The sequence below is a fragment of the Vibrio sp. 10N.261.54.E10 genome, from assembly GCF_002877735.2.
In the GTDB taxonomy this organism is placed as follows: domain Bacteria; phylum Pseudomonadota; class Gammaproteobacteria; order Enterobacterales; family Vibrionaceae; genus Vibrio; species Vibrio crassostreae_C.
The window spans coordinates 1,322,626-1,345,775 of sequence record NZ_MCXE02000001.1 but is presented as its reverse complement, the minus strand read 5'-3'; the positions used below and the strand labels follow the sequence as shown (position 1 = coordinate 1,345,775).

At 43.8% G+C, this 23,150-nt stretch carries 21 protein-coding genes; 18 read left to right on the top strand and 3 right to left on the bottom strand.

Going from position 1 to position 23,150, the window contains the following annotated elements; genetic code table 11:
- The first annotated feature begins 63 nt into the window (after nucleotides 1-63).
- A complete protein-coding gene (locus tag BCU07_RS06050; RefSeq protein ID WP_102428863.1) occupies nucleotides 64-549 on the top strand; it encodes a C40 family peptidase in 486 nt (161 codons plus the stop codon).
- Nucleotides 550-656: 107 nt separating this feature from the next.
- Here the strand turns inward: BCU07_RS06050 and BCU07_RS06045 are convergent, their stop codons facing one another.
- Complete coding sequence (locus BCU07_RS06045; protein ID WP_010440912.1) at nucleotides 657-1,001, bottom strand: DUF3802 family protein; 345 nt, start codon at nucleotides 999-1,001, stop codon at nucleotides 657-659.
- Between the two features lie 585 nt (nucleotides 1,002-1,586).
- On the opposite strand from BCU07_RS06045, the gene BCU07_RS06040 reads away from it, so the two are divergent.
- Nucleotides 1,587-2,453, top strand: a complete 867-nt coding sequence (locus BCU07_RS06040) for a fructosamine kinase family protein (RefSeq protein ID WP_102393724.1) — start codon at nucleotides 1,587-1,589, stop codon at nucleotides 2,451-2,453.
- 92 nt (nucleotides 2,454-2,545) lie between these two features.
- Nucleotides 2,546-2,749, top strand: coding sequence for a CPXCG motif-containing cysteine-rich protein (locus BCU07_RS06035; RefSeq protein ID WP_004733789.1), 204 nt, complete (start codon nucleotides 2,546-2,548; stop codon nucleotides 2,747-2,749).
- Between the two features lie 185 nt (nucleotides 2,750-2,934).
- Here BCU07_RS06035 and BCU07_RS06030 read toward each other — a convergent pair whose 3' ends face one another.
- Nucleotides 2,935-3,543: a riboflavin synthase subunit alpha gene (locus BCU07_RS06030; protein ID WP_102428864.1), complete on the bottom strand. Its 609-nt coding sequence runs from the start codon at nucleotides 3,541-3,543 to the stop codon at nucleotides 2,935-2,937.
- A gap of 161 nt (nucleotides 3,544-3,704) precedes the next feature.
- Here BCU07_RS06030 and BCU07_RS06025 point away from each other — a divergent pair, with 161 nt between their 5' ends.
- The gene (locus BCU07_RS06025) at nucleotides 3,705-5,075 is read left to right on the top strand and encodes an MATE family efflux transporter (RefSeq protein ID WP_102428865.1); all 1,371 of its coding nucleotides are present in this window, start codon (nucleotides 3,705-3,707) and stop codon (nucleotides 5,073-5,075) included.
- A gap of 101 nt (nucleotides 5,076-5,176) precedes the next feature.
- Here BCU07_RS06025 and BCU07_RS06020 read toward each other — a convergent pair whose 3' ends face one another.
- Nucleotides 5,177-6,019, bottom strand: a complete 843-nt coding sequence (locus tag BCU07_RS06020; RefSeq protein ID WP_102428866.1) for a DNA ligase — start codon at nucleotides 6,017-6,019, stop codon at nucleotides 5,177-5,179.
- A gap of 311 nt (nucleotides 6,020-6,330) precedes the next feature.
- Between BCU07_RS06020 and BCU07_RS06015 the strand changes: the two genes are divergently transcribed.
- From BCU07_RS06015 to BCU07_RS05950, 14 genes are all read left to right on the top strand, one after another.
- A complete protein-coding gene (locus tag BCU07_RS06015) occupies nucleotides 6,331-6,660 on the top strand; it encodes an STAS domain-containing protein (RefSeq protein ID WP_102333326.1) in 330 nt (109 codons plus the stop codon).
- A 62-nt stretch (nucleotides 6,661-6,722) separates the two neighbouring features.
- Entirely contained in the window at nucleotides 6,723-7,559 is an 837-nt protein-coding gene (locus tag BCU07_RS06010; RefSeq protein WP_102428867.1) for an OmpA family protein, read from the top strand.
- The gene (locus BCU07_RS06005; protein WP_017067079.1) at nucleotides 7,556-9,655 is read left to right on the top strand and encodes an SLBB domain-containing protein; all 2,100 of its coding nucleotides are present in this window, start codon (nucleotides 7,556-7,558) and stop codon (nucleotides 9,653-9,655) included. The genes BCU07_RS06010 and BCU07_RS06005 overlap by 4 nt, the downstream gene beginning before the upstream one ends.
- Nucleotides 9,655-10,344 carry a tyrosine-protein kinase family protein gene (locus BCU07_RS06000; protein ID WP_102428868.1) on the top strand — a complete coding sequence of 230 codons (690 nt, stop codon included), beginning with the start codon at nucleotides 9,655-9,657 and terminating at the stop codon, nucleotides 10,342-10,344. Before BCU07_RS06005 ends, BCU07_RS06000 begins: the two co-directional genes overlap by 1 nt.
- A 554-nt stretch (nucleotides 10,345-10,898) precedes the next feature.
- Nucleotides 10,899-11,891, top strand: a complete 993-nt coding sequence (locus tag BCU07_RS05995; RefSeq protein ID WP_102428869.1) for an ABC transporter substrate-binding protein — start codon at nucleotides 10,899-10,901, stop codon at nucleotides 11,889-11,891.
- A gap of 147 nt (nucleotides 11,892-12,038) precedes the next feature.
- Nucleotides 12,039-12,938, top strand: a complete 900-nt coding sequence (locus BCU07_RS05990) for an ABC transporter permease (protein WP_017059591.1) — start codon at nucleotides 12,039-12,041, stop codon at nucleotides 12,936-12,938.
- Nucleotides 12,931-14,163, top strand: a complete 1,233-nt coding sequence (locus BCU07_RS05985) for a quaternary amine ABC transporter ATP-binding protein (protein WP_017059590.1) — start codon at nucleotides 12,931-12,933, stop codon at nucleotides 14,161-14,163. Before BCU07_RS05990 ends, BCU07_RS05985 begins: the two co-directional genes overlap by 8 nt.
- A gap of 364 nt (nucleotides 14,164-14,527) precedes the next feature.
- Nucleotides 14,528-14,932, top strand: a complete 405-nt coding sequence (locus tag BCU07_RS05980; RefSeq protein ID WP_017059589.1) for an Hpt domain-containing protein — start codon at nucleotides 14,528-14,530, stop codon at nucleotides 14,930-14,932.
- Between the two features lie 223 nt (nucleotides 14,933-15,155).
- A complete protein-coding gene (locus tag BCU07_RS05975; RefSeq protein ID WP_102428870.1) occupies nucleotides 15,156-16,667 on the top strand; it encodes a sigma-54-dependent transcriptional regulator in 1,512 nt (503 codons plus the stop codon).
- Nucleotides 16,648-17,754 carry a glycosyltransferase family 4 protein gene (locus BCU07_RS05970; RefSeq protein WP_102428871.1) on the top strand — a complete coding sequence of 369 codons (1,107 nt, stop codon included), beginning with the start codon at nucleotides 16,648-16,650 and terminating at the stop codon, nucleotides 17,752-17,754. The genes BCU07_RS05975 and BCU07_RS05970 overlap by 20 nt, the downstream gene beginning before the upstream one ends.
- A gap of 252 nt (nucleotides 17,755-18,006) precedes the next feature.
- Nucleotides 18,007-19,383, top strand: a complete 1,377-nt coding sequence (locus BCU07_RS05965; protein WP_102428872.1) for an O-antigen ligase family protein — start codon at nucleotides 18,007-18,009, stop codon at nucleotides 19,381-19,383.
- Nucleotides 19,384-19,475: 92 nt separating this feature from the next.
- Complete coding sequence (locus tag BCU07_RS05960; RefSeq protein WP_017059585.1) at nucleotides 19,476-20,261, top strand: acyltransferase; 786 nt, start codon at nucleotides 19,476-19,478, stop codon at nucleotides 20,259-20,261.
- On the top strand, nucleotides 20,254-21,372 hold the full coding sequence (locus tag BCU07_RS05955; protein WP_017059584.1) for a glycosyltransferase: 1,119 nt from the start codon (nucleotides 20,254-20,256) through the stop codon (nucleotides 21,370-21,372). The genes BCU07_RS05960 and BCU07_RS05955 overlap by 8 nt, the downstream gene beginning before the upstream one ends.
- Nucleotides 21,369-22,793 carry a GumC family protein gene (locus BCU07_RS05950; RefSeq protein WP_017063900.1) on the top strand — a complete coding sequence of 475 codons (1,425 nt, stop codon included), beginning with the start codon at nucleotides 21,369-21,371 and terminating at the stop codon, nucleotides 22,791-22,793. Before BCU07_RS05955 ends, BCU07_RS05950 begins: the two co-directional genes overlap by 4 nt.
- The last annotated feature ends 357 nt before the right edge of the window (nucleotides 22,794-23,150 follow it).

The window sequence follows — 23,150 nt, the reverse complement described above, 5'->3', positions numbered from 1 at the left end:
AGGTCGTATACTAGAAGTCCTTGATGACGTTTTTATTTCAGTTTTTTGTCAGAAGAGTTACATATGAAAATCAGAAAAATGGCTGTAGTTACAATAACTTTAGCAACATTGGCTGCTTGTAGCTCGTCACCTTCGCCTTCTCAGCTTAGTCAAACCGCACACAAACCCCTATCAAAGTCAGAACAATTGACTACAAACGCTTATATGAGCGTGTATGAACAGTGGAAAGGCGTGCCATACCATTTCGGTGGGACCTCATTTCGAGGTATAGATTGCTCTGCTTTTGTTCAAATCGCCGTGCAAAATGCGACTCAACAAGCTCTACCAAGAACCACAAAAGACCAGAGTAAAAAGGGAAAAGAAATTGCGTATGGGCAGGCAACAAGCGGTGACTTGGTGTTTTTCAAGACTTCGATGACGGTGCGACATGTAGGCGTTTATTTAGGAAACAACCAATTTCTACATGCCTCGACATCGAAAGGTGTCATTATTTCTAGGTTAGATAACCCTTACTGGGCATCCAAGTTTTGGCACTTTAGGCGTTTATAGCGGTTCGAAAGATAAACCGCTGAGCGAGGTAACTCTAGAAAGATACGACTTAAACGCCCGTTGTTATTATGCTGATTAATTACGACGATAAATGAGCAAACAAACCGTTAATCGTATTTAGCAACAGCAGTATCAAACAGGTTCTTCACTAACGCGATGTACTCATCGAGGAATACAATTTGTTCGTTAGTCGCTTTCTTAGCCCACACACCCGCTAATACTTCACCAAGATCCGCTACTACGGCATCTGCTTCTTTCAAAAGTTGAAAACGAACGCTCGAATGCAACTCTGGGTTTTGCTCGAAAATAGCCATGATGTTTGTTGAAATCATGTCGGTAACAATGTCTTCGACACTTTCGTTTCCAGTATCACCATTACTATTGGTAAACACATCAAGGTTGAATGATAGGTGCTCGATTAAAGCCAAATAGCCATCGGTTTCTACAACCACAATAATTCTCCGTTTTAAGCTCTAGAGCAGATTAATACGTACTTGCCTAATACTATGTAAATGAAGCTATTTGTCATCACTTTATTGCCCAAAACCACATTTAAATGATCCTAGTTAGTATTTCAGCTTAAAATTAAATCGATATAGCTTTATGTGGTATACCTGCCTACTTACGACATAAGTAAATTCACGCTAAAGAAGTGTAAGACAAACTTTGAAGCAAAGTATTGCGCCAGTTAACAATAGCCCTTTCAACTTACTCTAAAAGCTCATTTTATTTAGTCGCTAGACAATAACAAGCTCAAACCTCTTTTCCAGTTTGTGGCGTTCAAAACCGTTTCGATTGTGAGACCAGTTCCAAACTATTTCATCACGTTAGGTTTTCAATTTATGTTTGTATTTCAAAGAGCTTGAATCAGTTCGAGTTCACAATTCGGCCAATTGATTCTACGTAAGATGAAGAAGAGCTAAGAACATTGACGAGTGCGTCTATAAATTGTTCAGATTTATCCTAAACTATTGCTATTAAACAAACAGTATTCCTAACCTTCAATCTTTTTAACTTTCAGTCTTTGAGGATTTCCTATGTGGCAGGCCATTTCTCAACAACTTTCAGATACTCTTCTATTTAACTTTCAGATTACTGAACGTACCAAGGTTTCTGGTGGCGACATTAACGATTGCTATATGATCAGCGATGGTAATGAGCGTTACTTTGTGAAAGTGAATCAGCGAGAATTTTTACCTAAGTTTGAAATTGAAGCTGAGAACTTACGCTTGTTAAGAGAAACCTCCACTGTTTACGTTCCTGAGTTGGTGCTTATTGGCAAAACCAAAGAGTGCTCGTTCATTATTCTGAATTACTTGCCGACCAAACCGCTCGAGACGGGCAACAATAGCTTCGATTTCGGCGTTCAGCTTGCGCGGCTTCATCAATGGGGCGAGCAAAAAGAGTTTGGTTGCGACCAAGACAACTATATCGGCAGCACACTTCAACCCAACCCTTGGCATAAGAAATGGGGTCGCTTTTTCTCTGAGCAACGCATTGGTTTCCAACTGCAACTGCTCAAAGAGAAAGGCATCGAGTTTGGTGATATCGATGACATCGTTGATGTGGTGAATATGCGTCTTGCTGGCCACAACCCTCGCCCTTCTTTGCTTCATGGGGATCTTTGGAATGGCAATGTAGCAAATTCAGCCTTTGGGCCAATCTGTTACGACCCGGCTTGTTACTGGGGGGACCATGAATGCGATTTGGCATTAACGGAATTGTTTGAAGGTTTCCCTAAAGAGTTTTATGAAGGTTACCAGAGCGTCAATCCACTCGACGTTGGCTATACTGATCGGAAAGACATTTACAACTTGTACCATCTTCTTAACCACTGCAATCAATTTGGCGGCGAATATTTAGCACAAACTGAAGCATGTATTCAGAAGATACAGGCTGTTTAATACCAATCACAGCGAGCTAAGTCGTTCTATAAAGCTACAGCGATCTATTAAGTGACTACGATTGGAACAAGTTACAGTGAGGAGAATTCGCGATGCATAAATACACAGAGAAACATGTCTCCTGCCCCCACTGTGGGCATGCCATCAGCATAACGCTTGATGCTTCTAATGGGAGCCAAGATTTTTATGACGATTGCCCAGCATGTTGCAATGCCATTCACCTCGACATGCAGGTAGATGAAGTAAGAGACAGGATTAATCTCTCGATTGATGCAGACGACGAACAAGTCTTCTAACACCTACTCTCTTGTCGAGTTGGATCTACACCCCGATTTAAAGCTACCCTCGATTTTGAGGCTAGCCTAGAAAAACGCAGATACATACAAATAGAAAAAGAGCACTCAATGTGCTCTTTTTTAATGTCTTCGAGGTTTACTTAGTCAGCGCTTTTTAAGCAAGTGCTGTTGATAAACCGCAACTACTATTTTTGGTTTGCTAGTACGCGTTCAACAGTATCAACAATCGCTTGTGTTTGAGGATCAAACTCAATGTTTACTTGGTCGCCTACTTCACGGGCGCCAAACAGAGTGCGATTCAGCGTTTCTGGGATCAGGTGAACAGAGAAACGGTTCTCTTCCACTTCACCAATCGTCAATGAACAACCATCAACGCCGATGTAGCCCTTGCTCAACACATACTTCATTGATTCTTGAGGCAGCTCAAACCAAAGCGTGCGGTTGTTTTCTGTCTTAATCACATCAACGAGATTAGCCATCAAAGTAATGTGGCCAGACATGCTATGCCCGCCAATTTCGTCACCAAACTTTGCTGCACGCTCAACATTCACTTTGTCACCAACATTCAGCTGGCCTAAGTTCGTCAATCGCAATGTTGCTTGCATTAAATCAAAAGCAATCTGGTTGCCAGAAATTTCCGTTACCGTTAAGCAACAACCGTTATGAGCTACTGAAGCACCAATTGCTAACCCCTCAACCATTTCGTCACTTAACTCAATGGTATGAGTTTGAAACAACTCTTTTTTGTTTATAGCAACCAGTGTTGCCATGCCTTGAACGATACCTGTAAACATAAGATTCCTATTTAGCATTCTAGTAACAGTTTTTCATAGCAGTTATTGTGACATTTCTTTATGATTCGTCCAGTGGAAGCTTAAGATCATTGTCTCTGATTCCTTCAGAATGTCCTTTCCTACACTATTATTCTAATTTTCCCTCTTATTTGGAGTTGTTTGTGCATCGTTACAAAGAAGAATCCTCGAATCTAATCAAACTTGCGACCCCAGTATTGATCGCATCCGTTGCACAAACTGGAATGGGTTTTGTTGATACCGTAATGGCCGGTGGCGTAAGTGCTATCGATATGGCGGCGGTTTCGATTGCAGCAAGTATCTGGCTACCATCAATCCTATTTGGTGTTGGTTTATTGATGGCGTTGGTTCCTGTCGTTGCACAGCTGAATGGTTCTGGTCGACAAGTCAAAATTCCATTTGAGATTCAACAAGGCGCATTTTTAGCGCTCGTCATTTCCCTTCCAATCATTGGCGTACTGTTCCAGACACAATTGATATTGGAGTGGATGGACATTGAACAACTCATGGCGGAAAAGACCATCGGCTATATGAATGCGGTGATGTTTGCTGTACCTGCATTTTTGTTGTTCCAAACATTGCGAAGCTTTACCGATGGTATGTCTTTAACTAAGCCTGCGATGGTGATTGGTTTTATTGGCTTGCTATTAAACATCCCGCTGAACTGGATGTTCGTATACGGAAAACTTGGTGCTCCTGCTCTGGGTGGTGTTGGCTGTGGCGTTGCAACGGCTATCGTATATTGGGTGATGTTTGCTCTGCTGTTCGCTTACGTTTTAACATCAAAGCGTTTGGCGAAAATTAACATCTTCGGTACGTTCCATAAGCCGCAACTTAAAGCTCAAATTCGTCTGTTTAGACTTGGTTTCCCAGTGGCGGCCGCTATCTTCTTCGAGGTAACTCTGTTTGCGGTGGTTTCTCTGTTAGTTGCACCATTAGGTTCATTGATTGTTGCCGCGCACCAAGTCGCGATCAACTTCTCTTCGCTGGTCTTCATGATTCCAATGAGTATCGGTGCAGCCGTGAGTATTCGTGTTGGGCATAAGTTGGGCGAAAACAACACCGAAGGCGCTAAGATCGCGACACACGTAGGTATCATTGTTGGTTTAGTGACAGCCCTTATGACAGCGGCGTTAACGATTCTGTTCAGAGAACAGGTTGCATTACTTTACACAGAGAACACTGCGGTAATTACCGTTGCAATGCAGTTGCTGTTGTTCGCGGCGGTTTATCAATGTACTGATGCCATCCAAGTTATCGCTGCAGGTGCTCTGCGTGGCTACAAAGACATGCGTTCAATCTTCAACATTACCTTCGTTGCTTACTGGTTGCTTGGCCTTCCTATCGGCTACATCTTAGGAATGAAAGATTGGATTGTTGAACCTATGGGCGCGCACGGCTTCTGGATTGGTTTCATTGTCGGTCTAACATCAGCAGCGATTATGCTAGGTATGCGCTTACACTGGATGCACAAGCAGGATGATGACGTACAGTTAGAATTTAGTTCTCGTTAGATTCGCACTCGCTTAGTCGGTCTATCTGATTTCGAACACAAAAAAGAGCTCTGATTTTCAGGGCTCTTTTTCGTTTAATGGTTAGGTAGATCGTATCTGCCTTAATATTCACTCTTCTCTCGTACAAAGCGGGCAAACTTGGGTTTTCCGTTTTGAGTAAAACCATTGTAGCGAAAGGTAATACGGCTGCCGATCTCTGGCGGTACAAGTCTCATTTGGTCAGTGAACCCGCTACCTATATAAAATTCCACACCCTCTTCTGTGTGAACCAGAATTGACCCCATCATCCCTTTGTACTTCCCTGTCCCACCCCTATAGCCAATAACCGTGGCTTCGGCATCGTGATGCCTTTTAAGCTTTACCAAATCATTACTTCGGCCTGCTTGATAACGACTGGTGATTTTTCTAAGCATCAAACCTTCGCCATTACGCTCATCGACATTATCAAGTTGATGAAACAAAGCCTCTTCACTGTGAATTGGTACATGTTCTATGTAGCTGACATGAGATTCTCCAATCACGCTTACCCAATGCAAAATGTTGTAATAGCGCTTTTGATAATCTCCCGCAGCGCCGGGCATATCAAACAGCATGAAATCGATTTGGCGCCATGCTGTGTCACTCGGCGTATGGTCGAGAACGGTAGATTGAACAAGGTGGAACTTGCCCCTTCCTGCCCACAACTCTCCTTCGAGATGGACCTTAGGCAAGTTTTCAGTAAACCACTTGGGTGAGTAAATGCGATTACCATTGCGTGTATAAAGATGTTGTCCGTCCCAAAGAGCCCGAATCCCATCAAGCTTTTCACTCTTCCAGTATTCAGAAACATCAATGCCTTGTTGGTATGTATTGGCCAGTACCAAATGGTCGGGAGGTAAATAGGATGAATGAGAAGAGAGCGAACACGCCCATAGAGTTGCTATCGCCAATTTAGTTAATCTCATCATCTGCTCCGTATTGATATCTGTAGTGGTCAACAAACGCCTTTAATCCTAAGCGTTCTGACAAGTATGTAGACAACCTTTGCTAGAAGATGCGATCCACTCATCAACCTTATCTAACCTTTTCATTTATTCATTAAATTAATGACCTATAACTCTCATATATTCCGCCGTTTTTAGTTCTCATATTGAGAAACGTCTTTTCTCAATTTGAGATAGGAATTCGTACTAAACATAACTTATTGAAAAATAACAACATAAAAGTTGGCACATTCAGTGCAGTTGTCCATACATACTTAAAAGGAGATATCGCTATGGAACTACGTAAGATTGATTTAAACACAACGACACTGATACTTTCTATTTTCGGTGATCTGGATGCAGCAGGCAGTCGTGATGCACAAACCGACATCGATGATGTGATTTCTAACGATGGCCACCCTGAAATCGAAGTTGATTTTAGCCAAGTTGAGTTTTTAGATTCATCTGGGGTTGGCGCAATTGTTTATATGTTCAAACGTCTGACTGAACGCGAGCGCAATATGCGACTTGAAAATGTGACGGGGCAACCGCTTGAAATTATGAGCTTGCTGCGTATTGGCCACGCTATCCCAGTAAATTCAAAAAATCCTGCAAATTCATGAAGACCCACTAAGCTAGAAGTAACAAAAAATAATAAGAAAAATTAGAAACATAGGACGTTGGCATGAAAACACTGAAAAACTACATAGCCCTTTCTCTGTCCGCTCTCGTTCTGGGTGGCTGTACTAGCTATCCTGAACAAGGCACAGGGGGTTTGGCTGAAAGTTACGATTCTATTAACTATCAAAACTCAGACTTCTCTCCTGTCATGCCAGACGAGCCTCTTGGTCCAGAACATGGATTACGCTTTGATTGGCAGCTCGCTAAATTGCACCTTGATGCTTTGATCCAAGAAGGTGCTCGTTGGTGTTTCCCAGCTGCTGTTGTTCAAGCAATCGAAAAGCAAAATCGTATTGCTCGTGAACTTCAAGGCGGTCTACTACTGGATGCAGCCAACGACTTAGTGATCCAAAGAAAACGCCTAAATGAACTTGAGGTCCAACTGGATTACGTAACTTCACAAGCCCGCTGTGAGCCACCAAAAAATGAAAATCAATTTAGAATGCAACTGTCGGTTATTGAACAGTTGTATGACCTGCTTAATGTTGACAACCAATTTGCGGAAAACTCGACTGAAGTAAATCCTAAATATATGGGAAGACTGGCCGAGGCGACCACTTTACTTAAAGAACACAAATCCCTAGACCTTGTTGTTACCGGCCATGCTGATGCAACGGGTGCCGAAGAATACAACGACAAGTTAGCACTTGGACGAGCGAAACAAGTCGAACGCTACCTGACTATTTTTGGACTAGGCGCTCAACGAATCAAAGCCGTCTCTGTTGGCGAAACCGTCCCTCTTTTTGAAGGTGAATCCGACGGCACGCGTTTAACGAACCGCCGAGTAAGTATTGAAATTGTCTCGCCTAAGAATGCCGAGAAAATGGGAGGTGGATTATGAAATCCTTGATCGCTTTTATCATCACCCTATCGTTATGCTTTGCGAATGTCGTCAATGCTAACGATGAGTTTTCAGACGCGGTTCAAGTCGGTGATCTAATCCAAGTTAACGTACCCGGTGAAAGTACCTTAAACACGGGGTTCCAAGTGGATAAGCGTGGCCGTATTACTCTTCCAGAAGTAGGCGCTGTGTTTGTTGCGGGTTACGACAGCGAACAGCTTAACAAAGTCGTTCTAGAGTCGCTGGCAACCGCTTACAAAGATCTTTCGAACGCTTCAGTGTATGTAAAAGAGCAGCAAATCATCATCTACGTGCAAGGTTATGTAGAACAGCCTGGCGAATACACGCTCTCATTAGGTTCTAGCATCCAAATGGCACTTTACGCTGCGGGTGGTTTACGCCCGGGCGCGCAACTGGATAAGCTGATTCTTAAGCGAGGCGCAGATAAGAAAGAGTTTAACTACAAACGATTCCTTGATTCAGGAGACGAGTCAGCATTACCTACTCTTCAATCACTGGATTCACTATTCGTTCCAGCTTCTCCATTAGTCGGTAACATCGAGCAAGAGTTTGACGCAGCAAAGCTTGCTAACTCAGGTGACAGTGCTGATTCTCGTAACTCCATCAAAGTGTTTGGTGAGGTGAACGCGCCGGGTTCGTTCACTTACAAAGAGAACACCGACCTTGTCGACGTACTTATGCGTTCGGGCGGCGTAACTCGTTATGCCAGTGTTGAGCAAATCCGAGTGATTTCGAACAACACCCCAACGCTATTCAACCTAAAACGTTACTTAGATTCTGGTGACGAAAGTCTGCTTCCAATTTTACGCCCGGGTGCGACCATTTTCGTTCCCAAGCAAGAAGAAGAGATCAAATCCGGCGCCAACATGGTTTACGTAATGGGCGAAGTCGCAGCCCCTGGTGCTTTTGAAGGCAAAAGAGACGCGACCTTTATGGATATCTTGGCGAATGCGGGCGGCCCAACTCGATTTGCAGAGTCACGACAAATCCGTGTTATCAAAGCAGATGGCAGAGTGCTTAAATTCGATTTAGCGGCTTACACTGAAGGCTTACCTAACTCTAACCCTCCTAGCATCAAAGCTGGTGACGCGATTTTCGTTCCCGAGAAAACCGACATGAACGAGAAGTCTTGGTTGAAAATCACGCCAGACAGAGCAGTTAACGTGATTGGTGAGGTGAATCGACCTGGTCGTATTGAATGGTCAGATGAAATGAATTTCATGGGATTATTGGCACACGTCGGTGGCCCTACGCTACGCGCTGACACATCGAAAATCGAAGTTGTTACTGGTAGAAAGCTAGTTGTGTTTAACCTTGATGATTTTATTCGAAATGGTGCGCCACGTGACCAAATGCCACAAATTCGAGCGGGCTCTATCGTGCGTGTTCACGACTTGCCACAAGATCCTTCAGACAATAAATCACAATGGGTTCGTCAAAGCTCTGATGCTTCGATCTACATCTTTGGACAAGTGAATGCACCCGGTCGTTACCGCTTCACCAAAGACATGCACTTCCTTGATATCTTGTCTGCGGCTGACGGTCCAACAAAGGATGCCGACATCCACAACGTTCGAGTAACGCATCGTGACAAAACCTATTCGCAAGTAAGCAAACTTAACTTATCACTGTACTTCGAAACCGGTGACGAATCGTTACTGCCAAACGTAACCACTGGCGACACGATTTACATCCCAGAGAAAGGCAAAAACTGGTTAGATACACCGAAAGAAGAAACCGTTCGTGTGCTTGGTGCGATTAACAATCCGGGGCGTTATGTGTTCAACGACAACATGACCATTCTAGATATTCTGGCAGAAGCAGCAGGACCTACCGACAATGCTTATGTAGAAAAAATTACCATCGTCAATATGTCTTGCTGCCAAGGTCAGGCTCGTACTTTTGACCTTGTTGAATTCAGCAAAACGGCGAACATTTACAACTTGCCGGTGCTACGCGCTGGTGACACGATTTACATCCCAGACCGTCGCGAAAGCTTTATTGAAAAAGCACGCGTCGGACTTGATGACATACTGCGTATCACCACCACCATCGTATTAATAGGAGCTTTATAATGACAATTTCAGCGACCCATGCCGAAGTCGAGCAACTGTATTTAGCTTCTGAACTTAACGGCCAAAAATCAATATGCGTCACCGCCTGCCATTCAGGTGACGGAGTAACATCTATTGCAACCGCACTAGCTGAGCGTTTTCTTCTTGCGGGTCATTCAACACTTTATGTTGATCTCAACTTATTCAACCCTGCTTTCAAAGATTTGAATATGCTAGAAGATAATCAGCAAGGTCAATTGATTGAACATGTTGAATCTCAGCGTACGTTTATCGGTGTACCTGCTCCACAAGTTGCTTCAACGCAATTGGCTTATAAAGATCCGACAACGTTACAAAAAGTGGTCAACAAATGGCTAGAGAAATACGACAGAGTCATCATCGACACCTCACCGCTTCTCAACATTAACAAAGGGAATATCCCTGCACAGTCTGTTGCAAGTGCCTGTGACAGCACATTGATGGTTGTCGCCTATGGTGAAACGTCAACTCACCACCTAGAACAAGCGAAAAAGCTGCTTGATGCTCAGAGTATCAATCTAATGGGCAGTGTGATGAACATGAAACAAACTCCTAGCTTTGCACAAGAGTTGGTCAGACAAATCAATCGAATGAAATTTATCCCCGTTAAGCTTCGCGATAGCTTGGCAAACAAGCTGTATCGAAATGAGTTTTTGAACCTTCCGATGTAACTTTCTTTTGCTACTTTCTGGCTGTCATTAAACCATGACAGCCACCTATCCTATTAGACTTCAAGCTCCAAAAGCTCTGAATAACTCAAAACCAAATTGGGTATTTTTGGCGAAGTTATTATTAAAAATAAGATTTTAAAAACCATTCAACGCATTTCACACACGCCAACCATGGTCTTACCACCTGTAAATCCCTTCAGAAATCAACAGCCCCATACCTAACTTTAGCGGTAATGTGACACAGACGATTAAAGTGCCATGTAAATCGCATCAAAGATGGAATTCGTACGATTATTCCCTAAGATTATAAATAGAGGTGGTTTTTGACGAATTTGTAATAGTTTGACAAAGTTATCCGATGGCTGTTGAAACACAGTGGATGAATTGGCAAATCACACTTCACTGACTTTGCACGTTTATCTATTCAAACTTCACCCATCCCTCCTTCTGCTCAAATGGTTCAAATACACGGAAAGGATCACCATCGAGCAATTTAGATAATCAATTTACCTTGGTTACCTTAGTTGTATTATTAAAGAGAAAGGAAACTCAATATGAAATACAAGTTAAGCTCCGTATTTTTGTTAGTAGCAGCAGCCAGCGGTAATGCTAACGCTGGAGAATGTGGCAGCGTAACAATCGCAGATATGAACTGGAACTCTGCAACACTGATCGCCAATATCGACCAATTCATCCTTGAACATGGTTATGGGTGTGATGCTGAACTTATCCCTGGCGACACTATGCCAACAGGCACGTCTATGATCGAAAAAGGCCAGCCTGATGTTGCACCTGAACTTTGGAGCAACAGCTTAAAAGACGCATTAGATAAAGGTGTTGAAGAAAAACGTCTTCGCTACGCAGGTAAAGCACTTGTGAACGGCGGCGAAGAAGGCTTTTGGGTTCCAGCTTACCTAGTAAAACAGTACCCTGAAATGGCAACCATCGAAGGCGTACGCAAAAACGCAAGCTTATTTAAACACCCTGAAGACCCAGATACATCTGCATTCTACAGCTGCCCTGCAGGCTGGAACTGTCAGATCAGCGCCGGAAACTTGTTTAATGCTCTTGAGCTAGAAAACAGCGGTTTCACGATTGTTGATCCAGGCTCGAGTGCCGGCTTATCTGGCTCTATCGCAAAAGCTTATGAACGTGAAGAAGCTTGGTTTGGTTACTACTGGGCACCGACCGCTGTTCTAGGTAAATACGACATGGTTAAAGTCGACTTTGGCAGTGGCGTTAATGAGGAAGAGTTCCTTAACTGTACCACCAAAGAAGATTGTGAATCGCCAAAAGCAACCATGTACCCGCCTTCACCTGTCCACACGATTACCACTGAAAGTTTTGCGTCACGTGCTCCTGAAGCGTACGACTACTTTACTAAACGTGGTTTCACAAACGACAAAATGAACTCGCTACTTGCTTGGATGGAAGACAACCAAGCTGATGGCGAAGAAGCGAGTCTGCATTTCTTAAGTAAATTCCCAGAAGTATGGCACCCATGGGTTTCTGAAGAAGTGGCTAAGAAAGTTGAAGCTCAGCTGTAAGAGCTTGATTTAATAACAAGTGATTACGCTTCAACAATAAAACAGAAATAACGTCGCTATACTTGATGTTATTCATGATTCGGAGCCCTTTTCATTAGCGATTTTCTTATCGCATGGACAAGTGGCTCCGAACTATAAGGATATAAAATGGCTGACAGCAATTGGTTATCAAGCTTTCCAGAGATGGAACGCGGTGATTTACGAACCATAAAAAAGACGCTAGATGGCGCATACCGTGAATTTTCCCGTGAATACGGCGAAATGATTGAATCTCTCTTTGACCCTCTTCTTTCATTCCTCGTTTGGTTTGAAAAACTCCTTATCTCAACACCTTGGATTATAGTCCTGGCTGTGTGTACCAGCCTTGTCTACGCAGCAAGCCGTTCTTGGAAACTGGCTCTAGGCTGTGTTGCTTCTCTACTTCTCATTGGTTACTTTGGAATGTGGGAAGACACCATGCGGACGCTCAGTATCATCACTGTATGTACCTTGGTTTCAATATTCTTGGGCATTCCGATTGGTATTGCGATGGCTCGTTCAAATCGAGCTCAGTCAATTGTTACGCCGATGCTCGATATCATGCAAACCATGCCTGCGTTCGTTTATTTGATTCCAGTGGTAATGCTACTGGGCATCGGTAAGATTCCAGGGCTAATCGCCGTGGTTATCTACGCGATTCCACCTGTAATTCGTCTAACTAACCTAGGTATACGCTTAGTTGATAAAGAAGTCCTTGAAGCCGCTACCGCTTTCGGTGCGAGCAAAAAGCAACGCTTATGGGGTGTTCAACTTCCTCTAGCAATGCCAACGATCATGGCGGGTATTAACCAAACCATCATGATGGCACTGTCTATGGTTGTTATCGCATCCATGATTGGTGTGAAAGGCCTAGGACAACCGGTTCTTAAATCGATCACCAACCAATACTTCACATTAGGTTTGATGAATGGCTTCGCCATTGTGGCCCTCGCAATCCTTTTTGACCGCGCTTCACAAGCGTACGCAAGAAGAACTAATGCGCATTTAGGAGGATTCAAGCATGACTAAACCATTGATTGAAATTAGTGGTCTGTACAAGGTGTTTGGACCGAAACCAATGTCTGTTATGAACCGAGTTCAAAACGGCGAACACAAAGATCAGATTCTTGCGGATACGGGTCATACCGTTGGTTTGAAAGAGATCAACCTTGAGATTAACCGTGGTGAAATCTTCGTTATCATGGGGCTTTCTGGCTCGGGTAAATCGACGCTGATTCGCCACTTCAACCGTTTGATTGACCCGACTCAAGGTAAAATCATGGTTGAAGGCATTGATGTGATGAGCCTCAACACTAAACAGCTAGAAGAGTTCCGTCGTCATAAAATGTCGATGGTATTCCAACGCTTTGGCTTAATGCCTCATCGCACTGTGGTTGAAAACGTTGCGTACGGGTTGGAAGTACAAGGCATCAAAAAAGAAGACCGTTTAGCAAAAGCCAACGAATGGTTAGAAACCGTGGGCTTGAAAGGTTACGGCAAGCAATACCCTGCGCAACTTTCAGGTGGTCAGCAACAACGTGTTGGCCTTTCTCGCGCTCTGTGTACTAACGCTGAAATCTTGTTAATGGATGAAGCCTTTTCGGCACTCGACCCTTTGATTCGAAGTGAAATGCAAGATCAGCTTATCGAACTTCAAGAGAAGCTTCATAAGACGATTGTTTTCATCACTCATGATCTGGACGAAGCACTCCGCCTAGGCGATAGAATCGCAATTTTGAAAGACGGCGAGTTAGTACAACAAGGCACACCACATGAGATTCTGCTAAATCCAGCCGATGATTACGTGGAAGCGTTCGTGAAAGACGTAAACCGTGCTCGTGCACTGACCGTTGAAACCGTTATGCAGCCTCCTCTGTATCGAATCACATCAGAAACGATTGAAGGTGCTCTGGCACAGATGAAGATGCTGAAAAACGATTACGCTTATCACGTAACGGATGACGGCTATCAAGGCCTAGTCACACAAGAGAGCCTACAAGACGCCGTTGAAGATTCATCGGTACATGATTTTAGTGATGAGATATACGAAGAAGTCCCTGCCATCTTACCAGATGCGGTGATTGAAGAAGTGCTACCGGACACTATGTCTTGTGACTACTCTCTTCCAGTTGTTGATGAAGACGGTAATCTAAAAGGTGAACTCGAGAGAAGCGCTGTTGCTGATATCTTCTCAGAAAGTAGCGAGGAAGAAGTAGAAGCCGACCCAAAGCCAAAGATTGATAAAGCTTCGTAGTCCTACTTTTCGTGATTTAAAGCTCGGCTGTTTAAATTATCGCTATTTAGATTAGTCCAAACTGCTTACCCCGCTCTAAGACCACTGTTGTTAATTCACTGCAGTGGTCTTTTTTATTTGTATCGGGCTCGTTTTCTTCTGAGATCTACCCGCACCTTAGGCTTTATAGGCACCTAAGTTTATATTTCATAAGAGAAAACAAAATAAAATCAGTCCGTTAGGTTTGTCACAAACCCAATAGCAAGATGAGTGAGATGCCAATTAAATGCTCTATTTGTACGGCAACCAGTTGAAATTATTCTAGAAAATGACTAAAACTTAATAGTATTAACAGATATTAAGCTCAATAAAAGGACTTAGTTTGATGAATTCTACTTTAGCGTCAGACGCAGCTACAAATCTAAACTCACAACAAGTGAGCGAGCTTGTCGATGAAAGCGTTCTGGAGCAAATGATTCGCGATACAAGTGCGGACATTATCCCTATCTTGATCGACCATTATGTCGAAGAATCACAAACACGCTTGGTCGCTATAAAAGAGGCAGTCACGCAGAAAGACGCTCAAACACTTGAGTTCGAGGTCCACACTCTCGGCAGCACAGCGCTTTCGTTAGGTAATCGCCCTTTGGGTGAATTAGCTCGAGCTTTAGAAAAGCTATGTTTAGAACAGAGTCATGATGCGGCATTTCGACAAGTTGATGAATTACTAGAGCTCGCAGAGCGTTCAATAAAAGCCTTGCTTGAAAGGAAAGAGGCAGGCTTCAGCTAGCTTTGCATGTTCATTATCGGTATCAGATTAAAAACTCAAAACAGTCGTTATTAATATAGTCGCCATAAGATGGGCTCCATCATGAACAGCAATGCGAGAAGTTATACAGGCCGCTTCTTAAAAGATTGCATGTGGTAGATAACAAATACACAAGACTCGTATTGATGGTTGCATATCACTATGTTATTGATTGGTTAGGATAAAGTTTCAAAAGGAATACACAATGCGCCCTAAGGTATTGTTAGTTGAAGACTCCACCTCACTCGCCGTACTCTACAAGCAGTACGTAAAAGACGAGCCCTATGATATTTTCCACGTCGAAACCGGCGCGGAAGCTAAGACCTTCATTGAAAGGCACTCTCCACAGCTTGTGATTCTCGACCTTAAGCTTCCTGACATGCCAGGCGAAGAAGTCTTAGATTGGATTACTGCTAACGAAATACCGACCGCTGTCATCATCGCGACAGCGCATGGTTCAGTAAACATCGCGGTAGACCTTATCCAACGCGGTGCAGAAGACTTCTTAGAGAAACCCATTCAAGCCGATCGACTCAAGACCTCTGTTAGCTTGCATCTAAAAAGAGCGAAACTCGAAAACCTCGTCGATAACATGCAAAGCAAATTCGATCGCGATCGTTTTCATAATTTCATTGGCTCTTGCCTACCCATGCAGGCGGTTTACAAGATCATTGATTCGGTAGCACCAACCACTGCCAGCGTGTTTATTAACGGCGAAAGTGGTACAGGTAAAGAAGTGTGTGCGGAAGCGATTCACCAAGAGAGTCAGCGTAATGGTAAATCCTTCGTGGCCATTAACTGCGGCGCTATCCCTCGAGACCTAATGGAGAGTGAAATCTTCGGTCACGTTAAAGGTGCGTTTACCGGTGCGACAACCGACCGTAAAGGTGCAGCAATGCAAGCGCATGGCGGTACCCTATTTCTCGATGAGCTTTGTGAAATGGAACTGGAGATGCAGAAGAAGCTCCTCAGATTTTTGCAAACTGGTACGTTTACTCCACTCGGTGGCAACCGCGAGATTAAAGTGGATGTCAGAATTATCTGTGCGACCAACCGCGATCCACTGGTTGAAGTAGAAGAAGGACGTTTTAGAGAAGACCTTTACTATCGTGTTCACGTTGTGCCTATCGAAATGCCACCGCTTCGTGAACGAGGAAGTGACATTGTCACCCTATCTAATCACTTCTTGAAACTGTACGCGAAGCAAGACAAGAAGAAGTTCAAATCAATAGACAAAGAAACGCAGAATCTACTTAAACGTTATGCGTGGCCAGGCAATGTGCGTCAGTTGCAAAACATCATCCGTAACATCGTGGTGTTGAACAATGAAACGAGCGTGACTAAAGACATGTTACCGCCTCCGATTAATAAAGTAGATGCCGCTCCATCATCTAAATCAGTGACACCAATTCGAGTAACTGCGCCTCAACCTGCAGTTGTTGAAGCACCAGAAGCTAAGTTGCCACCGATTACTCCGGAAGAGTTGGAACAATCGTCAGTTGCTCAAGCTCACAATGAGCCGATGACGCCTGCATTTACCACAAGCGAAGGTGCTATTCGTCCAATGTGGCAAATAGAACGTGAAGCCATTCAACATGCCATCAATCATTGCGATGGGAATGTGTTAAACGCTGCTGTGCTGTTAGAACTTAGCCCTTCTACTGTTTATCGTAAGAAACAGGCTTGGGAATCGGAAGATGAGTACAATCAAGCCTAACCAAGGTATACTCGACATAAACCTTCATGAGATTTGGCTGTTGATCGACAGCCAAACTTTTGGAGGCATAGAAACGCATGTTTTAGAATTAGCACAAGGCCTGATATCGGAAAGCGCTCAGTATTCAGAGGCTGTTCGTATCGTTCTTTTGACTAAGTTTAATCCTGAAGCGATCATCGTTGAAAAGTTGAATGCGCTGAACATCCCTTTTAGTTACCTCTCCGATTTAGCCTCATGTTCTGTAGATTCAAATGGCAATAGCGCGACACAGCTGAAACGTGCAGTTCAACATTATCAACCAAGGCTTATCCATGCTCATGGTTACAAAGCCAGTTTGGTCAGCAAGTTAATCAAGCTTCCGCCTCGTTTCAACAACACAAAGCAAATCACCACTTATCACGCAGGTGAAACCCCAACAGGCAAAGTATGGCTTTATGATTGGCTCGACCGTTACAGCAGTTTTCTTTCTGATCAGTCGCTCGTGGTCAGTGAAAAGATTAAAGCGAAAGTGCCGAGTCAAACCCATCAATTGAATAACTTTGTTAAAATGCCAACCGGGTTAACAAGCTCCCCTTCATCAAGCCCATTCCATGTTGGTTTTGTGGGGCGATTGAGCCATGAAAAAGCGCCTGATCGATTTGTTGCATTAGCCAAACAGTTTCCTGATGTTCGGTTTGAGCTTTTTGGTGACGGGCCAGAAATGGACATCTTAGTTAAATCGCAGCCTGATAATGTGACCTTTCATGGGCATCAGACCAATATGGACGACGTCTGGAGCCAAATCGATCTGTTAATCATCCCTTCTCGCTTTGAAGGCTTACCTATGGCGGCATTAGAAGCCATGATTCGTGGCATTCCCGTTCTCGCCACCTCAGTTGGTAACTTGCCTCAACTCATCGAGCATCAAGTTAACGGCTACCTTGCAAATTCAGAAGCTGAGCTAGAACAGTTTTTATCTTTGTGGATGTCATTGACGAACGAGCAACGTAACTCTCTCAAGAGTCACGCGATAGAAACCGTGAAAAACCAATACTCTCCACAAGCCGTTGTCCCGCAGTTGTTGGAAATCTATCAACTCGACCGTTAATTCTAGCCTTAGTCGATAACTGGTTATTTGGGCTTGATGATTTAAGTACTTTAGTCAGTTTTATACTGATTCTCAAAATGACAAAACTCACCTCAAGGCTACACCCTCACTTAATAATCCAACATTAAATCAGTAAGTTACACAAAATGCATAACTGGCACTCACTTTGCAATCTTTAACATCAGGCGTAACTACGTCTTAAAAAGATTACGAGCCGAGTCCTAAAGAGTTTATTTGCCAATAGAGGTCACAATGGTCAACCCTGAAGCCAATAGATTGCCAGTCATCATCACGATCAGCACCTTGTGTGTTGGGCTTGGTGTTGTTTGGTACTTTGTGCCTCACCCTGCTTTCATTGTGGCGCTCGCTCTTGTGCCATTGGCCGGATTATTCGTGTTAAACAAAACATTCTGGTTAGTTTTACTGTTCGTTGTCTTTTCATTTTTCCGAATTCACGAAGCTATACCTCAGCTCTATTCGCTAAAAATACCGCTGATGCTTTCATTAGGCGCTCTGTCGGCTCTTCTATGGCATGCATTAATCAGTAAAGAACTTAAAATCTTCTGGCACCCTTGTTTAAATTGGCTCGCCATATTTTGGGTATTGGTTTTCATTGGTATTATCTTCGCGTCCAACAGGCCAATAGCACTAGCAGAATTCAAGGGCGTTTATTGGAAAATTATAGTGATGACGCTTGCGATTACTTGGCTAGTAAACACCACGGAAAATCTCGCAAAAACCGCGATGACGATTATCTACGCTGGCGCTTTAGTCAGCTCTATTGCCGTGTACAACTCAGTAAATGGTATTGGGCTTGTCGAGGGCTCACGCGTGACTATTGGCCGCGATTTTGGCTCTATGTTAGGTGACCCGAACGACCTAGCACTGGTACTGATGTTCCCACTCGCCTTTACAATAAGCCAAGCCACCACGACTGGCATCTCACGATCCAAACGTTTAATCAGTGCCTTAGTTTGTCTGTTACTGCTCGCCGCCATTATTGCCACTCAAAGCCGTGGCGGACTACTGGGGTGTATTGCGGTGATTGGTATTTTTGCGTGGAAGCTAGTGCGCTCTAAAGTTCTCTTAATCTCAGTGGGAACTGTCGCGGCCGTGGTGCTCTATTTAGTTGCTGGTATCTCAGACAGATCTTCTGGTGGTGCCGCTGAACAAGGTATCGATGAATCTGCAATGGGTCGAATCTATGCTTGGGAAGCAGCAATAAAGATGGCAGTTGAGAATCCACTGACCGGCGTAGGGTTGAACAACTTCTTCTCGAACTACTTCTTTTACAGTTCGCATTGGGACGGACTGAATCACGCCGTTCACAGTACCTGGTTTGGTGTGTTGGCAGAAACAGGCTTTATTGGTCTGATCATTTTTGTCTGCCTTATCGTTGCTTTGATCAAAACCTCTCGCTCTACGCTAACGAGGTTAAAAAACTCGGCCACAGAAATCGCCCCCGAACTCAATGCGGTCGCCTATGCGATCTATGCAGGTCTGATTGGAACAATCGTGTCGGGTACATTTTTGACTCAAGGCTTCAACTGGCCGATTTATATCCTCGCAGCACTCACAGTTTGCGTCTCAAATGTATCTCAAACTGCCTGTCAAAATGAGAAAACCTAAAGGACACATTTTAACTTATTGAAAATATTATATTTATTAGATGGCACAATATATGAAAGTACTTCTATATAACAAAAAAGAGGATTTTCATTATGACGTCAGTATCTATACATCAATTCAAACATTGGCTTAAGTTTCATCCTAATTCTCGAATTAGAAATGTGTTTTTCATTTTAAAAAACATCAGAAGCGCAGAGCTACCTACCCCTAAACTATTTAATCGCTGTCTATATCAAGCGCACAAGCTAGTGGTGAATCTGGTTTCTGGCTTTACGCGATTCTTCTACTGGACTCCGGCTTTCAAAGGTCGTGTGGCTCAATGTGGCAAACGCCTGTATTTGTATGGTGGACTGCCTTTCGTCAGCGGTCCGGTGCAAATTACGATTGGCGACAACTGCCGTATCTCTGGCCACACGACATTCTCTGGTTGTACTCAACAACTTGAAGGCTTGGAACACCCACTATTGTCGATTGGCAATAACGTCGACATTGGTTGGCAGTCGACTATCGCTGTTGGAGGTAAAGTGGTTATCTCTGACAACGTACGAATCGCAGGCGGCGCTTTTCTATTTGGATACTCTGGACACCCGCTTGATGCAAAACGCCGAGCGCTAGGTGAAGGTGACGACCCTCAGCAAATCGGTGACATCATTCTTGAACCCGATGTTTGGTTGGGCACGAATGTGACGGTCAAAGGTGGCGTAACCATCGGCGAAGGTGCCGTAATAGCCGCAGGCAGCGTAGTAACAAAGAATATTCCTGCCTTCGCAATCGCAGGTGGCAACCCAGCTCGAGTTGTCGGTCACATCAAACCCGTTGAAGTGACAGAATCCGATATGTTCGATTCGTTAGAGACTCATGGAGGTGACCATGCGTGATTTAATCGTATTTGGTGAAGACTTTGGTGGCCTGCCTTCATCGACTCAACATTTAGTTCGTCACCTTGCTAAGCAGCACAAAGTCTTATGGGTCAACTCAATTGGCTTAAGACAACCGAAGCTGTCCGCCAAAGATGTTAGCCGAGCGTTCAACAAGTTGTTTGGTAAAACCAAGGCCGTAACTCAAAACATGCTCGACTCTGAGGGACACGACAACATTACTATCGTTAACTTAAAGACAATCCCTGCGCCTGCTTCTAAATTTTCTAGAAAGTTGGCTCAGCAAATGATGTTGCACCAACTAAAACCGGTTATTGCAGAGCTTAATCTTAACGCGCCTATCCTATGGACTTCTCTTCCGACCGCTGTTGATTTGTGCGGACACTTAGGCGAGTCATCTGTGGTCTATTACTGCGGTGATGATTTTAGCGCGCTGGCTGGTGTTGATCATGACACCGTTGCACAGCACGAATCAGAGCTAATCGAAAAATCAACGCTTATATTCGCGGCTAGCAAAAAATTGATGGATAAATTTCCAAAGCATAAAGCGCACTTGCTACCACATGGTGTCGACGTAGACCTATTTTCAACACCCGCACCAAGAGCAAAAGATTTACCAAGCAACCACCGCCCTATTGCTGGTTTTTATGGCAGCCTTTCTAAGTGGCTTGATTATGAAATGATTGATCATGTTGCGAATGCGATGCCGGAATGGGACTTTGTTTTCATAGGTCCAAACGAGCTTGATACGCTCATGCTGCCTAAGTTGAGTAACGTACATTACCTTGGCCCTCGTCCACACCACACGCTACCAAGCTATTCTCAACACTGGGATGTGAGCTTGTTGCCGTTTGTTGATAACGAGCAGATCCGAGCGTGTAGCCCACTCAAACTAATGGAATACCTTGCGGCGGGCACACCCATTATCACAACACCGTTCCCTGCTTTGGTTCCATATCAAGGGCACGTAACCACGGTTGGCAGTGCCAACCAAATGATTTGGGCGCTTGATCATGCACGCGAGCTAAGCAACTCACCTATCTCTGTCGTCGAACAAGAGAGCTGGCAGAACCGTGGTAACTTCGTACATTGGATGTTGGAGCTATTATGAATAATCTGAAATTGCGGTTATTAGTCATCATCAATGCGATGTGGCGCCAACGCTACGTTATCGTTCTGCCAATGCTTATTTTGCCCTTTGTAGGCTTTGGTGTGAGCAAGTTGGCTCCAACTAAATATGACGCGCATACCAGTATGTTGATTCAAGAAACGGCCAAGATGAATCCATTCTTGGAAGACATTGCCGTTTCGACGATGCTCAAAGATCGACTTAACGCATTGAGAACACTGCTTCACAGTCGACATGTGCTTTACTCGGTCGCTGATGAACTGCAATTAACCACGCCAGATATGCCTGAAATTGAGAAACAAGAGATCATTACTGACCTGTCTCAACGTCTAACGGTGACTCAGCTTGGAAAAGATTTTCTAAAGATAAGTCTAACGTCGAACACACCAAATGGAATGGAAGCGACGCTGCGCTCGGTAAGTGAACATTTCATTGAACAGTTACTTGCACCGGAACGTTCATCGATTGAAGATTCAAGTAACTTCTTGAAAATCCATATCGACAAACGTAGCGCAGAGCTTGCAGAAGCAGAAGAAGCGCTAGCTGCATACATGAATGAGAATGTTCATTCGACGCCTGAGGTACAGAGCCAAAGTTTGAATCGCTTAGCTTCACTCAAACAAACATTGGCAGAAAAAGAGGCCGAGTTATCGGGTGTCGAAAAAAGTTTAGGGTCAATCGACCAACAACTTTCAAGAACCAACCCTGTGATCGGTAAATTAGAAGACCAGATCATCGACATTCGTAGCGACCTTACCTTGTTACAAGCTAAATACACGGACAAGCACAGTGCTGTGCAAGCTAAAGTGCGTGAGCTAGACAGACTAGAGAATGAACGTAAGAGTTTGCTCGAGGTAACCCAGCCAACGATGAACAGCGACCAGCTTTGGGACATCGCAAGTAGTACGACACTGAACAAACTTTCTGATACCCAACCTCTTCTGGTCACTCAATTACACAGCCTACAGCTGGTTCGTGCTCGCTTTGAGTCTTTAACTGAAGAGACCAAAAGCCTTCGAACTATGATTTTCGAATTAGAACACAAGGCCAATAACTTCGGCGAAAATGCAAAAGAGATGTACCGCCTTAAACGTCAAGTTGAAATCAAACGTCAACTATATGATGAACTGACAGAGCGTTATGAAATGGCTCAACTAACGGGTTCGCTTGGTGTATTCGAGCAAAACAAACGTGTGAAGATTATCGATTTGCCTTTCACACCGAGTGTCAAATCTAACATGCCGACTTTTGTTTTTATTCTGGCTGGATTCGTTGCAGGTATCGGTTTGGGTATTGGTTTAGCGGTATTGTTTGAACTGTTTGATTCTTCAATCAAACGCAAAGACGAAATCGAAGATATCTTGGGTGTCCCTGTGATAACGGTGATCCCTAAAATGAGCTAGTCAGCCTCAAAGCCATTTTTGACTTGCTAGATTCACAGCTTTCTAATTTCCTAGCTTCGTGCTTCCTAGCTTTCTAGTTTCCAAGCTTCGTGCATCCTAGAGCAAAACGCCAACACTCGGTTGGCGTTTTGTTTATTTAGAGCCCCAAGTTCTAATGCTACTTTCGATTTACCCAAGCCCTATGATTCAAACTGCCATTCAATTGTATTTTGTTTTGATTCCCATTTTGAGAAATGAAAACTGCCCTAGAATTAAATAATCTAAACAACTGAAAAATAACGGTTATTTAATTGGCACAACTCCTGCAATCTCCTTGTGTAGTTAAACGTTTTAAAGAAGTTACTTCAAGAGAAACGT

Excerpts from the sequence above, each read along its gene's own strand:
- BCU07_RS06050 (WP_102428863.1), top strand. The coding sequence starts at position 64 with ATGAAAATCAGAAAAATGGCTGTAGTTACAATAACTTTAGCAACATTG.
- BCU07_RS05980 (WP_017059589.1), top strand. The coding sequence starts at position 14,528 with ATGAATTCTACTTTAGCGTCAGACGCAGCTACAAATCTAAACTCACAA.
- BCU07_RS06005 (WP_017067079.1), top strand. The coding sequence starts at position 7,556 with ATGAAATCCTTGATCGCTTTTATCATCACCCTATCGTTATGCTTTGCG.
- BCU07_RS05995 (WP_102428869.1), top strand. The coding sequence starts at position 10,899 with ATGAAATACAAGTTAAGCTCCGTATTTTTGTTAGTAGCAGCAGCCAGC.
- BCU07_RS06015 (WP_102333326.1), top strand. The coding sequence starts at position 6,331 with ATGGAACTACGTAAGATTGATTTAAACACAACGACACTGATACTTTCT.
- BCU07_RS05975 (WP_102428870.1), top strand. The coding sequence starts at position 15,156 with ATGCGCCCTAAGGTATTGTTAGTTGAAGACTCCACCTCACTCGCCGTA.
- BCU07_RS05970 (WP_102428871.1), top strand. The coding sequence starts at position 16,648 with ATGAGTACAATCAAGCCTAACCAAGGTATACTCGACATAAACCTTCAT.
- BCU07_RS06040 (WP_102393724.1), top strand. The coding sequence starts at position 1,587 with ATGTGGCAGGCCATTTCTCAACAACTTTCAGATACTCTTCTATTTAAC.
- BCU07_RS05985 (WP_017059590.1), top strand. The coding sequence starts at position 12,931 with ATGACTAAACCATTGATTGAAATTAGTGGTCTGTACAAGGTGTTTGGA.
- BCU07_RS06035 (WP_004733789.1), top strand. The coding sequence starts at position 2,546 with ATGCATAAATACACAGAGAAACATGTCTCCTGCCCCCACTGTGGGCAT.
- BCU07_RS06010 (WP_102428867.1), top strand. The coding sequence starts at position 6,723 with ATGAAAACACTGAAAAACTACATAGCCCTTTCTCTGTCCGCTCTCGTT.
- BCU07_RS05965 (WP_102428872.1), top strand. The coding sequence starts at position 18,007 with ATGGTCAACCCTGAAGCCAATAGATTGCCAGTCATCATCACGATCAGC.
- BCU07_RS06000 (WP_102428868.1), top strand. The coding sequence starts at position 9,655 with ATGACAATTTCAGCGACCCATGCCGAAGTCGAGCAACTGTATTTAGCT.
- BCU07_RS06030 (WP_102428864.1), bottom strand. The coding sequence starts at position 3,543 with ATGTTTACAGGTATCGTTCAAGGCATGGCAACACTGGTTGCTATAAAC.
- BCU07_RS05960 (WP_017059585.1), top strand. The coding sequence starts at position 19,476 with ATGACGTCAGTATCTATACATCAATTCAAACATTGGCTTAAGTTTCAT.
- BCU07_RS05955 (WP_017059584.1), top strand. The coding sequence starts at position 20,254 with ATGCGTGATTTAATCGTATTTGGTGAAGACTTTGGTGGCCTGCCTTCA.
- BCU07_RS06020 (WP_102428866.1), bottom strand. The coding sequence starts at position 6,019 with ATGAGATTAACTAAATTGGCGATAGCAACTCTATGGGCGTGTTCGCTC.
- BCU07_RS05990 (WP_017059591.1), top strand. The coding sequence starts at position 12,039 with ATGGCTGACAGCAATTGGTTATCAAGCTTTCCAGAGATGGAACGCGGT.
- BCU07_RS05950 (WP_017063900.1), top strand. The coding sequence starts at position 21,369 with ATGAATAATCTGAAATTGCGGTTATTAGTCATCATCAATGCGATGTGG.